Raw genomic sequence first — 14,320 nt, 5'->3', positions numbered from 1 at the left:
CATGGATGACTCCTTCGACCAGTTGGAAGAAATTGCCAGCTCCACCACCGTGCGCCTCAACGAGCGCAACCGGGTCTGCTCCGGCGTTCTCATCGCCGAGCCGCACAGCGGCACCGGCCATGCTACCGAGGGTCCAAAAAGCACCCGCCTGGTGCTTACCTGCGCCCACTTCTTCCGCACCGCCCCGCGGCGCGGCTACCAAGTCACCGGGTTTACCGGCGGCACGAAATGGCGCCGCCGGATCCTGGCGGTACGCACCATCGACGGCACCGACTGCGCCCTCGCCCTCCTGCACCACCCAGTAGAGGCACCGGCCCTGCTCGGGCTCTCCGCGGCCAGGCCCGAGTGGGGCCAGGAGGTCACCACCTACGGATTCGGCGGGCTGGACGGGGCCACCGGGCGCCAGGCGGCCCAACCCCGCTGGGGTCGGGTCCTCTTCGGCCTTCCCCTAGCGTTCGGGCGCAACCTGCGCACCGTCGTGCGGCCCGCGGCCCTGGTGCGCAACGCTCCCCCGGCGGTCAAGGGCGACTCCGGCGGGCCGGTCATCGCGGATGGCACAATCGTCGCCACGCAGTCGCTTATCGCGGATCCTTTCGGGACCAACCTCGGGGTGGCCACGGTCAGCGTGCTCGCACCGCACCTGCCGGCCATCCGCGCCGCCGCCGCGGCGTTGTGCACTGAGCCCTACTAAATAGCGGCTGGGCCATGTGGTGGGCCTTAAGCGCCGATGGCGACGACGCCGCGCTGGATAGCGTCCATCGCCCGGCGGGCGTTGGCCCGGATTCCGTCCTCGTAACCGGTCTTGGCGACCTGCTGGAGCAGGTCCACCACCTGGCGGCACCAGCGTACGAAGTCGCCGGGGGTCAGCTCCGCGCCGCACTCGGCAGCCGCGGCCAGGCAGTAGCCCAACGGGGCGCCGGCGGCCCACTGGTGCATGGCCAGGGCAAAGCCGGGCTCCGGCTCACGGGTGACCGGCAGGCGGTGGCGCTGCTCGTCAGCGACCAGCTCGGTGTAGATGCGCCAGGTGTCGTTCATGGCATCGGCCATGGCGTCGGTGGCGGCTTCCGGCTCGCCGCGGGTGGCCTTGCGGTTTTCGAAGGTGCACAGGGAGACCACCCCGGCCAACTCCGCCGGGTCCAGGTCGTTCCAGATCCCGCGCTTTAAACACTGCGCGACCAAGAGATCCGACTCGTTGTGGATCTTGGCCAGGCGCTCGCCCTCGTCGGTGATCTCCGGATGCCGGTCCTCGCCCGCCCCGACGAACTCGACGTAGTCCATCTCGGACAACAAGTCAACGATTCGCTCGAAGGTGCGGCCCAGGGTGTCGGTGGCCTGGGTGATCTTGGCGCGCAGCTTCTCCGCGTCCCTCTCGCGCCGGGCCAGCTTATGCGCCATGCTGGCCAACGGTTCCCGGTCCGTGGCCGGCCAGGCGTGGACCGGGTGCTGCCGGATGGCATCGCGCAGCTCTCCCACCTTCTTGTTAGGCCGGTGGCGCGGGGTCAGGCGCATCTTCTTCGGTCGCGGGTACTTGTTGCGCTGGAAAAGCTTCTGCACGTAGCCCGCGGACTTGCGCGGCGCCTTGGTCACCCGCCGGGGCAGCTTCATGTGCCCGACCACGATGGGCGGGTTGGCGATGCCGGCGGCATCGATACGGCCCGACCAGCCGCCCTCCGTGGTCACCCACGGGCGCGGATCCTTGGTCTGGTTAGCCGGGGTGTTGACCACTGCCAGCAGGGGCTGCTTCTTGGTGGCCAGCGCGATGACGTCGCCGACCTGCAGCTTGGCCAGCACCGTGGCGACCTCCTTGGAGCGCTCCTCCTTTCCGCTGACCTGGGAGGAACGCTCCTCCGCGGTCAGCTCCTGGCGCAGCTGGATATAGTCCAGCAGCTCCTGGCGGGCGGTGGCGGCATCGCTAGCCGGCGGGGCCAGCGCCGCAATCAGCTCGTCGAGCTGCTCGCGCAGCTGGCGGGCGCGGTGCTCGGCCTTTTCGACCTGCCGGGTCTCCTCGACCACGGAGCCGTCGGCCTGGAACTGCGCGAAGGACTTTTCCATCAGGCGCAACGAATCCTCGAAGCCGAGCATGCCCAGCAGGTTGATGGCCATGTTGTAGCCGGGCTGGAAGGTGGAGACCAGCGGGTAGGTGCGCGTGGAGGCCAGTCCTGCGACGTAGTGCGGGTCCATCGCCGGGGCCCACTGGACCACCGCGTTGCCCAGCGTGTCGATGCCGCGGCGTCCGGCGCGGCCGGTCAGCTGCGTGTACTGGCCCGGGGTGAGATCCACGTGGGCTTCGCCGTTGAACTTGATGAGCTTTTCCAGCACCACCGTGCGGGCCGGCATGTTAATGCCCAGCGCCAGGGTCTCCGTGGCGAAGACCGCGCGCACCAGCCCGCGGACGAAGAGGTCTTCGACGATGTGGCGGAAGGCCGGCAGCATCCCGGCGTGGTGGGCGGCGAAACCCCGGCTTAACGCCGTGCGCCAGGACTTAAAGTTCAGCACCTCCAGGTCTTCTTCCGGGATCCCCTCGACCCCGGCGTTGACTGCCTCGACGATCTCCGCGGCCTCCTCCGGCGTGGTCAGGCTCATCCGGGAACGCAGGCACTGGTAGAGAGCGCCGTCGCAGCCGGCCCGGGAGAAGATGAAGGTAATGGCCGGTAGCATGTCCTTGCCCTGCAGGGCCTTGAGGACTTCCGGGCGGCCCAGCGGGCGGTAGCGATCCTGTGGACGGCGCGCGCCACTGCGGCCGCCGCCCGAGCGCGCCCGGAAGCCTTTACCCGACTGGTAGTCCGCGCGGCCTTCGTCCGTATCGCCTGCCTCTAGGCGGCGCACGCGGCGGATGAGCTCGCGGTTGACTTCCCCGTCGGTGCCGGGTTCGAAAAGGGAATAGACCTGGCGGCCGATCATCATCCACTGGTCCAGCGGCACCGGGCGGTGCTCGGAGACGATGACCTCCGTCTCGCCCCGCACGGCGCGCAGCCAGCGGCCGAACTCCTCCGAGTTCGACACCGTGGCGGACAAGCCGATGATAGAGACGTATTCGTCCAGGTTGAGAATCACCTCTTCCCAAACCGCGCCGCGGGAGGCGTCGGCCAGGAAGTGGATCTCGTCCATGACCACGTGGCTTAGGCGATCCAGCGCGGGCGACTTCGCGTAGATCATGTTGCGCAGCACCTCGGTGGTCATCACGACGATCTCGGCGTCGCCGTTGATGGAGACGTCACCGGTGAGCAGGCCGACGGCGTCCTCGCCGTGCTGGTCGACCAGGTCGTGGTACTTCTGGTTGCTCAGAGCCTTAATCGGGGTGGTGTAAAAGCACTTAGTCCCCCGGGACAGCGCCAGGGAGACCGCGAATTCGCCGACGACGGTCTTGCCGGCACCGGTTGGCGCGCAGACCAGCACGCCGCTTCCGCGCTCTACCGCCTGGCAGCCGAGTAGCTGGAACTCATCGAGCGAATAGGACAGGTTGTGCGAGAAGTATTCCAGATGCGACTGCGTCATAGCCGCCCAGCTTACCCGGCGCTAGAGGACGTCGTCGAAGAAGCCGCCCTCCGGTTGCTGCGGGCGGGCCGGGCGGCTGTTTCGCTGCGGCTGCGGCTGGGCCTGCGTGCTCGCCGGACGCGCGGGTGCCGGGGCGTTCGGGTGGCTGCTCGGCGGGTTGACCGGGGTCGGTGCGGGAACCGGCTCGGCTAGGCCCACGGCACCCGGGCCGGAGCCCAGCGGCGAGGCCCGCTCGTCGTCCAGGTCCATCCAGTCGGGGCGCTGGCGGTTGCGGCGCTTGTCATTGATGCGGCAGAACTGGAAAGCCGACTCGATGAGGATCCACAGCGCCGCCGACAGGGCAATGAGCGAATAAGGATCGGCCGGGGTGATGAAGGCGGAGATGATCATCACGATGATGAACAGGATGCGGCGCTTGCCCTTGACGTGCTCGTACTCGAGCACCCCCACCAGGTTCAGCGCGATGATGATCAGCGGGACCTCAAAGGCGATGCCGAAGAGGATAAGCATGGTCAGCATCAGGCCGAAATACTCCTTACCGGTCAGCGCGGCGGTCTGGTACTCCGCGCCGACGGACATCAGGAACTCCAGGCCCTCGGAGAGGACGAAGTACGCCAGCGCCGCGCCGGCGACGAAGAGCACGCCGGCGACGCTAACGAACATGAAGGTGTAGCGCTTTTCCTTCTTGTGCAGGCCCGGCACGATGAACGCCCAGACCTGGTAGAGCCAGACGGGCGAAGAGATCACCGCGCCGGCCAAGGCACCGACCTTGATGCGCAGCATAAGCATCTCGAATGGGGTCGTGGCAAGCAGGCGGCAGGTGCCGTCGTTGGTGAAGTCGGCGCGCTTGTCCGCCGGCAGCGCACAATAGGGCTCGCGCAGGATCTCGCCCAGCGTGGACCAGCCGAACGGGGCGTGCTGGTACCAGAAAAACCCGATGAGTGTGCCCACAACCAGGGCCAGCAGCGCATAGACAATGCGCCGGCGCAACTCCTGGAGGTGCTCAATAAGCGTCATCTCCCCCGTCGGGTTCTTTTTGGCGCGGCGGGCCTCCTGCGCCTGCTTCAGGCGTGACCACGCGCCGCCGCGGGGCCGCTGACGGCGCGCCGGCGCACCGGCGCGAGCACTCAGTTGCGGCAGAGACCGCGAGCCTTCAGAACCCTTCGGGCTAGGTGACATCGCTTCTAGAACACTTCCTGGTTAACACGACACAAATTGAGCAGGTCCCGCGAACGGGGGCTTTAAGCCTTAGCGGTTATCGGGGCGCGGTGCCTGCTGGTTGTTCTGGTCGTAGCGCGGCTGCATCTGCGGGCTGTTCCAGAAGTCCTCGTCCGACTGCTGCTGGCTAGCCGGGGTCTGGCTGATCTGGCCCTGCTGTTGCTGGCGCTGCTGCTGCTCGTCCTGGTAGCGCTGGTCGTCGTTGCCCATCTCGTGGACCTCCGACTTGAAAATGCGCATCGAACGGCCCATCGAGCGGGCCAGGTCCGGCAGCTTCTTCGCGCCGAAAAGCAGCACGATCAGCAGAATGATAATGGCAATTTGGGCGGGTCCGACCGTCATAGTTTTCTCTCTTTCTCCTCCACAGGCGCCGCGGAGCGGCTGTTTTGCCCCTAAGAGCCTAACGCATTCGCTGGTGGCTTGCTAAGGTTGCCAGCGGATAATTAGTCAGTATATCTCCGCAGGCCCGCCTCGCTGGCGTGCGCAATAGCATTCTTAACCGAATCTGGGCCAATTACCCGGAACCTGTCAGCATGCCCGATGGCAAAGCGGGCGAACCACTCCACCGATCCGATGGGCATAGAGGCTGCTACGTAGCCGTTTCCGAGGTCCTCACCCAGCCGGATGTCGTAATCATCGGCCAACCAGGTGGCCTCCTTCTTGAGCTCTATATGGGCTCTGTCACTGTCCGCCAAACCGAAGGGATCGCGCGGATCGAAGTCGAGCTGCCGCAGATGGGGCTGGGCCTCGTCGTCCAGGACCGTGGCCTGGCGGATCCGGTCCATGCGGAAGCGCCGGTGCTCGCCCTTGTCTTCCTCCCAGGCCACCAGGTAGACCTGCGAGTCGAAGATGAAGATACGGGCCGGGTGGACGGTACGGGTGCGTTCCTCGTTTGAGCTGGCTGACCAGTAGCGCAACCGCAGTTGCCGCTTGGTCTCAATGGCGCGGGCGGCCGCCACCTGGGCGGCCGACTCGGCCTCCTCCGGCTGGGCGATGGAGTCGTAGATGGCCCGCGTCTTATCGTCCATGATCCCGCGGACCTTCTCCGCCGCGCTTTGGACCGCCGCCGTGTCGATGAGCCCCGGCATGGACTCTAGCGACTCCAGGGTCAGCAACAGCGCGCCGGCCTCCGTGGGCGTGAGGCGCAGCGCCTGGTTGAGCCCCTGGTCGTCCACGATGGTCACGCCCTCGCGGTAACCGAAGCTAATGTCGATCAGATCCTCGGTGCGCTGCCCCACCCCGGAGCAAAACAGGCGGTTGAGCGCGCTGTTGAGCTCAGCCACGTCCATCCCGAGGTCCTGGGCGGCTTCCATGAGGGTGGCCTTCGGGTGGCTGCGGAAATACGGGATCAAGTTCAGGGACTGGACCAGGGCGTGCAGTTTCTGGGGTGCGTCGGCCATTAGTCGCGGGCCTCCTTGTCCTTCTTGTCCTGCTTGTCCTGCTTGTCGTGGGAAGCGGTAGCGGCAGCCGCGCGTAGCAGCGCGGCGATGGCGTCGCGCACGCTAGTCGGCTCGAGGACCTCCACGTCCGCGGCGTATCCGGCGGCCGTGCGCACGAGGAAGTCGCGCGAGATGTCTTCTAGCACCACGGTGCCGTCGGCCCCTGGCGTCCCGAGAGCTTCCAGCTCGCCGGCGCGGCCGGCGGGGATGCGCAGCACGGCGCGGTCCACGACGTCCCGGTTGAGGGAGGCTTCCACGACCTCCTGCAGGGACTGCGTAGGGTGGGCGTGCTCCGGGGCCTGGCGGGTCGCCCGGATCTCGGTGACCCGCAGCAGCCGGAAGGCACGCGGCGCGCCACGGTCGTTGTCCCAGCCCACCAGGTAGACGCGGTTGTGCAGGGTCACCAGCCCCCACGGGTCCATCGAGCGGGACTGGGCACTTTGCTGCGGGCCCGGCACGTAGGTGAAGTTAATCCGTAGCCCCTTGCGCACGGTGGTCAGAATGTCGCGGACGATGTTCGGGTCCAGGCGGGTCAGGTCATTGTCCGCGGTGTAGACGGGCGCGCCGCTCAGGTCGCGGGAGGCTCCGGAGGCGGCGATCTTCGTCCACGCGGACGAGGAGAACGAGCTCAGCCCGCCCGGCTGCCCCATCCCGGCGGCAACGCCTAGGACCATGGCCTCTTCCGGGGTGAACTCGACCTCAGCCAGCTGGTAGTCGGCCTGCTGCATGCGGTAGACCGACAGGCTCCGGTCCTGGCCTGGCCCAGCGCTGGCTTTGGACGCTGACTGCGTAACCGGAACGCCGGCGCGCTGCAGGCTGCGGATGTCCCGGCTGAGCTGTTTCTGGAAGGCCTCGTCGCCCAAGTCTTGGTAGCCCGCGACGTGGGAGCGGATCCAGGCGGCGGAGCGGTCCGGGCTGCCGCCGTTCGAGGCCGCGCCGTGGAGGGCGAAGCAAAGATTGGTCAAACGCTCGACGGCCTTGTCGCGGCGCGAGCCCTGCGAGACGGTAGCACCAGCCAAGTTCTCTCCGCTCTCCTTCCCCGTGGCACGAGCTCGCCGGCCGATTTCACCGGCTGGGCAGCGCCTGCCTAGTGTCCTTGATTTTCCTGCATGTAGTCTAGCAGCGGTTGCAGGCGGGCATCGTCCGCAACGAAGGGATCCAGGAACTGCTCGACGCGGGGCTCGGGCCGGTTGACCTTGAGCTTGGTCCAGTCCACCGTCACATTGGCGCCGGTCTGACGCGCGGCGGCCAGGAACTTCCCGCGCAGCGCGGCCCGGGTCGTGGCCGGGGCCTGCTCCCGGGCGGCCGCGATGGCCTCGTCCGTGGTCCACCGCCGGACCAGCCCACGGCGGCTGAGCACGCTGTAGAGACCCCGGCCGGACCGGATGTCGTGGTAGGTCAGATCGACCTGCGCCAGCTTGGGGTGCGACCAATCGCAGTCCAGTTTCGCCCGGAAGCTGTCCAGGAGTTTCTTCTTGATCACCCAGTCGATCTCCTGATCGACTGGGCTGAAGTCCTGCGTCTCTACGGCCGTGACGGTCCGCTCCCACAGGTCGACGACCCGGCGCATCTCGCCGTTAGGGGTGCCCGCGTCGGGGCGCTCGTCCAGCCAGCGCGCGGCGGCACTCGCCAGCTGGCGCTGCACCTCGATAGCCGGGACGGTGCTGCCGTCTGCCAGGGTCAACGGGGTCTGGCCGGTCTGGTCGCCGGCGATGGCGCGCATCTGGGCGATGGGCTCAGCGATAGCGAAGCTGGGCACGTCGAAGCCGGCCTCGAGCATCTCCAGCATCAGCAAGGCCGAGCCCACCTTCAGCGCGAAGGTCGGCTCCGCCATGTTCGAGTCGCCCACGATGACGTGCATGCGGCGGAAGCGGGAGGAATCCCCGTGCGGCTCGTCGCGGGTGTTGATGATGGGCCGGGAGCGCGTCGTGGCCGAGGAAATGCCCTCCCAGACCTGGTCGGCGCGCTGGGAGAGCACGAACTGCGCCGGCGACTGCCCCGCTGCCGGTTTGATGCGTCCGGCCCCGCAGATGAGCTGCCGGGTGATGAAAAACGGCAGCAGCGCGGTGCTGAGCTCTTTGAGCACGAGGTGGCGCGAGACCAAGTAGTTTTCGTGGCAGCCGTAGGAGTTGCCGGCCGAGTCGACGTTGTTTTTAAACAGGTAGACCGCGCTGGCCTCGCCGCTGGCAACCAGCTCGTCCTCCGTGGCGCGCGCGAGTTGGTCGACCACAAGGTCGCCGGCGCGCTCGTGGTTGAGCAGCTGGGTCAGGCTGTCGCACTCGGCCGTGGCGACCTCGGGGTGCGAGCCTACGTCCAAGTACAGGCGCGAGGAGTTGCGGGTAAAGATATTCGACGAGGAATACTTCTCCACCACCGGGCGGAAGAGCTTGCGCGCCAGCTCATCCGGGTCCAGCCCGCGCCGGTCGGCCGGGGACGAGGAAAACAGCCCGTATTCGGTCTCAATGCCCATGATCCGGCGCGCGAAAGGCCCGGGGGCGTGCTGCGGGCCGTTAGACGACAGCGGGCTCACCGTCTACTGACCGCCCTTCTGCACGTAGTGGCGGACGAATTCCTCGGCGTTGTTTTCCAGCAGGCCGTCGATCTCATCGAGCAGGTCGTCGGTACCGCTGGTGGAAATCTGCGCCTGGCCGGAGCCCACGGCGCCGTCTTCGGCGGCACCGTCCTGGTCGTCGCCGCCACCGGAGTGAATCTGTTGGTTCTGCTGTGACATGGTGTTGTATTCTCCCTTCCCAGGCTAAGCGCCTGTTAGGTACGTCTGGCTAAAGCTTGGCTCGTGCTACTAGTTCTAACGGTACTCCGGGCTAATCCCCTCGGCCGTGAGCCGGGAGATGAGCTGGTCTAGGTCCAGCTCGCCGTGGAGTATCGCCTCGCGGGTCTCCGGCGTCGCCGTTAGGAGCTCGTCCAGCTCGAAAAGCGCGGTCAGATCGCCCCGGCGAAGCGCCACGTACTGCCAGTTCGCCGAGACCAGATCCGCGGCGTAGTGCTGCATGAAGGCACCGCGCAGGCCGGCCCGGGAGGCCGGCGGGGCAACTTCGGCGGCGCGCTCGATTTCTTCCTCGCTGACCAGCGTGCGCATCTGCCCGCGGCGCACCAGCGCGTGGTAGAGGGACTTGCCCGGGTCGATGTCGGTGTACTGCAGATCGATAAGCGCCAGCTTGGGGTCGTCCGCCGCCACGCCGCGGTCCAGGTAGCCCTTGATGAGGCGATACTTGGCCACCCAGTCCAGCAGGTGCGCGGCCTGCAGCGGATCGGTGCTCAAGAGCTCGACGACCTCGTCGAAGCGGCGCAGGACCTCGCGCTCGGCGTCGGTGTCCGCGCTAACCCGCGATCGGTAGACGGCCAGGACTTCCAGCGCGGTCATCTGCCCGCCGCCGCGCAGCGGCAGCTTCTCCTTGAGCTCCATGTCCCGGCTGACGGTGCGCACGGCTTCGACCGGATCGGCCAGCCGCACGTCGCTGAAGTCCACGCCGGCCTCAATAGCGTCCATAACCAGGGAGGTCATCCCCAGCTTCAGCAGGTTGGCGGTCTGCGACATGTTGGCGTCGCCGATGATGACGTGCAGGCGCCCGAACTGGCGGGCGTCGGCGTGCGGCTCGTCGCGGGTGTTGATGATGCCGCGGTTGAGCGTGGTCTCCAGGGAGATTTCCTGCTCGATATAGTCCGCGCGCTGCGAGATCTGGAACCCGGGCTCCTCGCCCTCCGGGCCAAGGCCCACGCGCCCGGCGCCGGTGACCACCTGCCGGGTGACGAAGAACGGGATAAGCCCCTGCGCCAGGTCGTCGAAGTCGGTGCTGCGCGACCACTGGTAGTTTTCGTGGGAGCCGTAGGAGGCCCCCTTGCCGTCCACGTTGTTCTTGTAGAATTTCAGCGGCGGGCAAGGTTCGTGATCGCTTAGCACCGAGGTATCCTGCGCCGTCAGCTGGGCCACGGCCGCGGCCGCCTTGCGCAGCACGACGTCGCCGGCGGCGTCGTAGAGCATGCCCTCCCAGGCGTTCCGGCACTCCGGCGAGGAGTACTCCGGGTGGGCGTGGTCGACGTAGAAGCGCGCGCCGGAGGCGGTGACCACGTTGGCCACCCCGATGGCGTGCGGGTCCACCACCGGGACAGTCTGGTAGCGCTTGAGATCGAAGCCGCGGCTGTCGCGCAACGGGTGCTCCTCCGCGAAGTCCCAGCGCGTACGGGCGTCGGTGTGCAGCGCCGCGTAGGCGACCACCGCGTGGGTCGAGGAGACGATCGGCGAGAAGTCCGGCCGGTCCGGCGTCACGATGGCGTATTCGGTCTCGGTTCCTAGAAGGCGTGCCACGTGGGGCTCCTAAATCCAATCAGTTCGACGTGCGTGATGGGCTGGCCGGTGGCGTTGCCGCCGACGATCTTGGCCCACTCCTCCGGGTTGGTGGAGGTCGGCACGTGCTCGCTTTCGGACTGCTCGGCCGCGATCGCCTGGGACAGGTGGCGCATTTCGATGGCCGCCTCCTTGCCGGTGGCCAGGGACTCCTTGATGGCCAGCTTCTTGGCGCGGGCGACGATGTTGGCGATCATCGCGCCGGAGACGAAGTCGCGGTAATGCAGGGTGGTCACCGAGTCGTCGGCGTGGTGCAGGTCCACGAACGGGCGCGGGGCGAAAAGCTCCGCGATGCTCGACGAGATCAGCGCCTCGCGGTCGCCCGCGTGCGGGATGGACTCCGAGAAGTGGCGCTGCATGATTTCGCGCGCGCCCTGCTTGTTGGGGCGGCTCACGCGGATCTTGATGTCGAGGCGGCCCGGGCGCATGATCGCCGGGTCGATGAGCTCCTCGCGGTTGGTCGCGCCGATGACGATGACGTTGCGCAGGTCCTCCACGCCGTCGAGCTCCGCCAGCAGCTGCGGGACCACCGTGGTTTCCATGTCGGAGGAGACGCCGGAGCCGCGGGTGCGGAAGATGGACTCCATCTCGTCGAAGAAGATGATGACCGGGCGGTTGGTGGACTTGCCGGCCAGCTCGCGGGCGCGCTCGAAGATCAGGCGGATCTTGCGCTCGGTCTCGCCCACGAACTTGTTGAGCAGCTCTGGGCCCTTGACGTTGAGGAAGTAGCTCGGCTCGCCCGCCCCCATCTTCTGGGCGAGCGAATGGGCCACCGCCTTGGCGATGAGCGTCTTGCCGCAGCCCGGCGGGCCGTAGAGCAGCACGCCCTTGGGCGGGTGCAGCTGGAAGGAGCGGTAGAGCTCCGGGTGCAGGAAGGGCAGCTCCACCGAGTCGCGGATCTGGGTGATCTGCGCGTCCAGACCGCCGATGTCGGAAAACTCGACCTCGGGGACCTCCTCCAGGGACAGCTGGGAGACCTCCGTCTTGGCGATGACTTCCAGGCCGATGCCGGCCTTCGTGTCGGCCAGCACGGTGTCGCCGGCCCGCAGTGTCTCGCGCAGTGACTCCGCCAGGGTGATGACCTCCTCGTCGGCCGGGCCGTTGGTAACCAGGGCGCGGTCGGGCCCCAGGCGCTCCAGCACGGTGGCCAGGTGCCCGGTGCGCCGGGCCGCCACGCCTTCTACCACGACAATGCCGTCGCCGATGCGCACCTGCTGGCCCACCCGCAGCGAGCCCTGCTTCACCTCGGGGGAGATCTTCAGGCGCATGGGCCGGCCGTTGGTAAAGACCTCGGCCTCCTCGCGGCCGCCGGAAGGCGTCTGGTTATAGCCTAGGAAGGTGCCGTAGGTCGAGGCCGGCTCGGCCAAGGCGTTGACATCGGCGGCGAGCTGACCGAGCTTGTCGCGCGAATCCTTCAGCAGCTCCGCGAGCTTCGCGTTGCGGTCGGCCAGCTGTGAAATCTGGCGACGCAACTCTTTCGTGTCATCCATGTCACTACCCTAACGTTTTTGGCGACGAGCGGACTATCCGCCCCACCATTGTGCGGGGTTGCCTATCCCCCACGGCAATTTCTCCTAACGGCGGGCGCGGCGCTGCGGGCGCGGCGGCGTCACCCCGTCGGCCAGGCGGCGGGTCCAGATGAGGAAGGCGGTATGCGCGTTCATGCGGTGCTCCGGGCGCGTGGCCAGGCCCTCGACCTTCCACTCGCGAACCAGGGACTCCCAGGCGCGCGGCTCGGTAAAGCACTTGAGCTCGCGGATGCCCTCCATGACCTTCATCAGCTGCGGCACGGTGGCCACATACGTCATGAAGACCCCGCCTGGGATCAGCAGGTCGCGGACCTTCTCCAGGTGCTCCCAGGGCTCCAGCATGTCCAGGATGATCCGGTCGACCGGGCCGCCTAGGTCTTCGACCTGCACGTCCGCCAGATCGCCCAGGCGCGGGGTCCACCACTCCGGCGTCTCACCGAAGTATTCCTTGACGTTGTCCACGGCGTATTCCAGGTGGTCGTCGCGCACCTCGTAGGAAAATACCTTGCCCTCCGGGCCGACCGCGCGCAGCAGGGTCATCGACAGCGCGCCCGAGCCGGCGCCGGCCTCGAGCACGCGCGCGCCCATGAAGATATCTCCCTCGACCAGGATCTGGGCCGAGTCCTTGGGGTAGATAACGGCGGCGCCGCGGGGCATCGACAGCACGTGGTCCACCATCAGGTGGCGGAAAAGCAGGAAGTCCGAGCCCAAGCTGGAGGTGACCACCGAGCCCTCGTCGAGGCCTACGATCTGGCTGTGCTCGATGATGCCCTTGTGGGAGTGGAACTGACCGCCCTCGGCCAGGACGATGGTGTAGTGCCGGCGCTTGGCATCGGTGAGCTGGACGCGGTCGCCGTACTGGAAGGGGCCGGAATAGGCCATGTGCTTGTTGCTCCTTGCATCTTCTTGGGCCAGAAAGGCTGGCCCGCCGGTTTTAAAATTGGGGACCAGTCAACCCGGCCATTTTAGCCGACCAGGTATTCCAGCAGAGCGCCGGACAGGGCGGCTTGGTCAGAAACGCCGACCATCTCGCGCGCCGAGTGCATGGACAGCATGGGCACGCCGATGTCCACGGTCTCGATTCCTAAGCGGGTGGCGGTAATCGGCCCGATGGTGCTGCCGCAGGGCACGTCGTTGTTGGCCACGAAACGCTGGAAGGGCACGCCCGCGCGCCGGCAGGCGTTTTCCCAACGGGTGATGGATTCGGAGTCAGAGGCGTAGCGCTGCTTGCCGTTGATCTTGGTCACCGGGCCGTGGCCGATGAGCGGCTGGTGGTGCGGATCGTGCTTCTGCGCGTAGTTGGGGTGCACCGAGTGCGCCGCATCCGCCGACACGCAGTGCGAGTGGGCGAAGACGCGGAAGAGATCGTCGCCGGTCGCGCCCAGGGCGACGGCGGTGCGCTGCAGGATATCGGCCAGGATGGGCCCGGCCGCGCCGTACCGCGAGTTGGAACCGACCTCCTCGTGGTCGAAGGCGGCCATGACCAACACGTCCGGCCCGTCGTAGTCCTGGGCCGCGGCCGTGAAGGCCTCCAGGCTGGCGTGCACGGAGCTTAAGTTATCCATCCGGCCCGCGGCGATGAACTCTTTGGCCGGTCCGAACAGCCCGGCTGGTTGCGCGGCGGCGGTAATCAGGTTGAACGCGGCAATGTCGGCGGCCTGCACGCCCAGCTGCTCAGCGACGTATTCGCCCAGCGAGTCGTACTTGCGACTACCGCTAAGCTGCCAGACCGGCTGCAGGTGGAACTGGCGGTCCGGAGTGAACTCGTCCTTGCGCACCATGTGGATGGCCAGGTTCGGGATCCGCAGGATGGGGCCAGTGTTGACCAGGTGGGTGCTCTGATCCCGCAAGGTCACCTGTCCGGCCAGGGTCAGCTCCCGGTCAAACCAGGAGTGCAGGATCGGCCCGCCGTAGACCTCCACCCCGATCTGATCCCAGCCGGCCTGCTGGAAATCCGGCTCGGGCTTGACGCTAAACCCGGGCGAGTCCGTGTGGGAGCCGACAATCCGAAAGCCCCGCAGCTTCTCGCCCGCGCCCTCGGCCAGCCGGGGCGGGATGATATAGGCCATCACGGCGCCGCCGCGGACCACGACGTGGCCGCCCGGGCTCACGTCCCAGGCGTCTTCTTCACGTTGGCGTTGGAAACCGGCTGCCACCAGCTCGCGCTCCACGTTGGCCGCGGCGTGGTAGGAACTCGGGGAAGCGTCAATGAAGTCGAGGAAATCCTGCGTGCTAGTCATACCCTCTACCTTGCCACGTCAGCGCGCGCGATAGGG

The 14,320-nt window shown here is 67.3% G+C and carries 12 protein-coding genes; 1 reads left to right on the top strand and 11 read right to left on the bottom strand.

What is annotated here, in order from left to right; translation table 11 throughout:
• Position 1: 1 nt before the first annotated feature.
• The gene (locus QQS53_RS09735) at positions 2-691 is read left to right on the top strand and encodes a serine protease family protein (protein WP_472775630.1); all 690 of its coding nucleotides are present in this window, start codon (positions 2-4) and stop codon (positions 689-691) included.
• 26 nt (positions 692-717) lie between these two features.
• On the opposite strand, the gene QQS53_RS09730 is transcribed toward QQS53_RS09735, so the two are convergent.
• The 11 genes from QQS53_RS09730 to QQS53_RS09680 form a co-directional block, all read right to left on the bottom strand.
• Complete coding sequence (locus QQS53_RS09730) at positions 718-3,495, bottom strand: DEAD/DEAH box helicase (protein WP_472775629.1); 2,778 nt, start codon at positions 3,493-3,495, stop codon at positions 718-720.
• A 21-nt stretch (positions 3,496-3,516) separates the two neighbouring features.
• Entirely contained in the window at positions 3,517-4,512 is a 996-nt protein-coding gene (gene tatC, locus QQS53_RS09725) for a twin-arginine translocase subunit TatC (RefSeq protein ID WP_472775695.1), read from the bottom strand.
• A 231-nt stretch (positions 4,513-4,743) separates the two neighbouring features.
• Complete coding sequence (gene tatA, locus QQS53_RS09720) at positions 4,744-5,055, bottom strand: Sec-independent protein translocase subunit TatA (RefSeq protein ID WP_296203622.1); 312 nt, start codon at positions 5,053-5,055, stop codon at positions 4,744-4,746.
• Between the two features lie 101 nt (positions 5,056-5,156).
• Entirely contained in the window at positions 5,157-6,113 is a 957-nt protein-coding gene (locus QQS53_RS09715; protein ID WP_472775628.1) for a helix-turn-helix transcriptional regulator, read from the bottom strand.
• Complete coding sequence (locus QQS53_RS09710) at positions 6,113-7,171, bottom strand: helix-turn-helix transcriptional regulator (RefSeq protein WP_472775627.1); 1,059 nt, start codon at positions 7,169-7,171, stop codon at positions 6,113-6,115. The genes QQS53_RS09715 and QQS53_RS09710 overlap by 1 nt, the downstream gene beginning before the upstream one ends.
• Before the next feature lie 68 nt (positions 7,172-7,239).
• On the bottom strand, positions 7,240-8,622 hold the full coding sequence (gene pafA, locus QQS53_RS09705; protein ID WP_472775694.1) for a Pup--protein ligase: 1,383 nt from the start codon (positions 8,620-8,622) through the stop codon (positions 7,240-7,242).
• 63 nt (positions 8,623-8,685) lie between these two features.
• Positions 8,686-8,883, bottom strand: coding sequence for a ubiquitin-like protein Pup (locus QQS53_RS09700; RefSeq protein ID WP_070768054.1), 198 nt, complete (start codon positions 8,881-8,883; stop codon positions 8,686-8,688).
• A gap of 75 nt (positions 8,884-8,958) precedes the next feature.
• On the bottom strand, positions 8,959-10,476 hold the full coding sequence (gene dop, locus QQS53_RS09695) for a depupylase/deamidase Dop (RefSeq protein ID WP_472775626.1): 1,518 nt from the start codon (positions 10,474-10,476) through the stop codon (positions 8,959-8,961).
• Positions 10,461-12,005 (bottom strand): proteasome ATPase, encoded by a 1,545-nt coding sequence (gene arc, locus QQS53_RS09690; RefSeq protein WP_472775625.1) that lies wholly within the window; start codon positions 12,003-12,005, stop codon positions 10,461-10,463. The genes dop and arc overlap by 16 nt, the downstream gene beginning before the upstream one ends.
• An 84-nt stretch (positions 12,006-12,089) precedes the next feature.
• Positions 12,090-12,926 carry a tRNA (adenine-N1)-methyltransferase gene (locus tag QQS53_RS09685; RefSeq protein ID WP_472775624.1) on the bottom strand — a complete coding sequence of 279 codons (837 nt, stop codon included), beginning with the start codon at positions 12,924-12,926 and terminating at the stop codon, positions 12,090-12,092.
• 83 nt (positions 12,927-13,009) lie between these two features.
• On the bottom strand, positions 13,010-14,284 hold the full coding sequence (locus tag QQS53_RS09680; RefSeq protein WP_472775623.1) for a M18 family aminopeptidase: 1,275 nt from the start codon (positions 14,282-14,284) through the stop codon (positions 13,010-13,012).
• Positions 14,285-14,320: the final 36 nt, after the last annotated feature.

The organism is Corynebacterium sp. 2571A (assembly GCF_055700935.1).
This window is presented reverse-complemented; position numbering and strand designations above follow the sequence as displayed.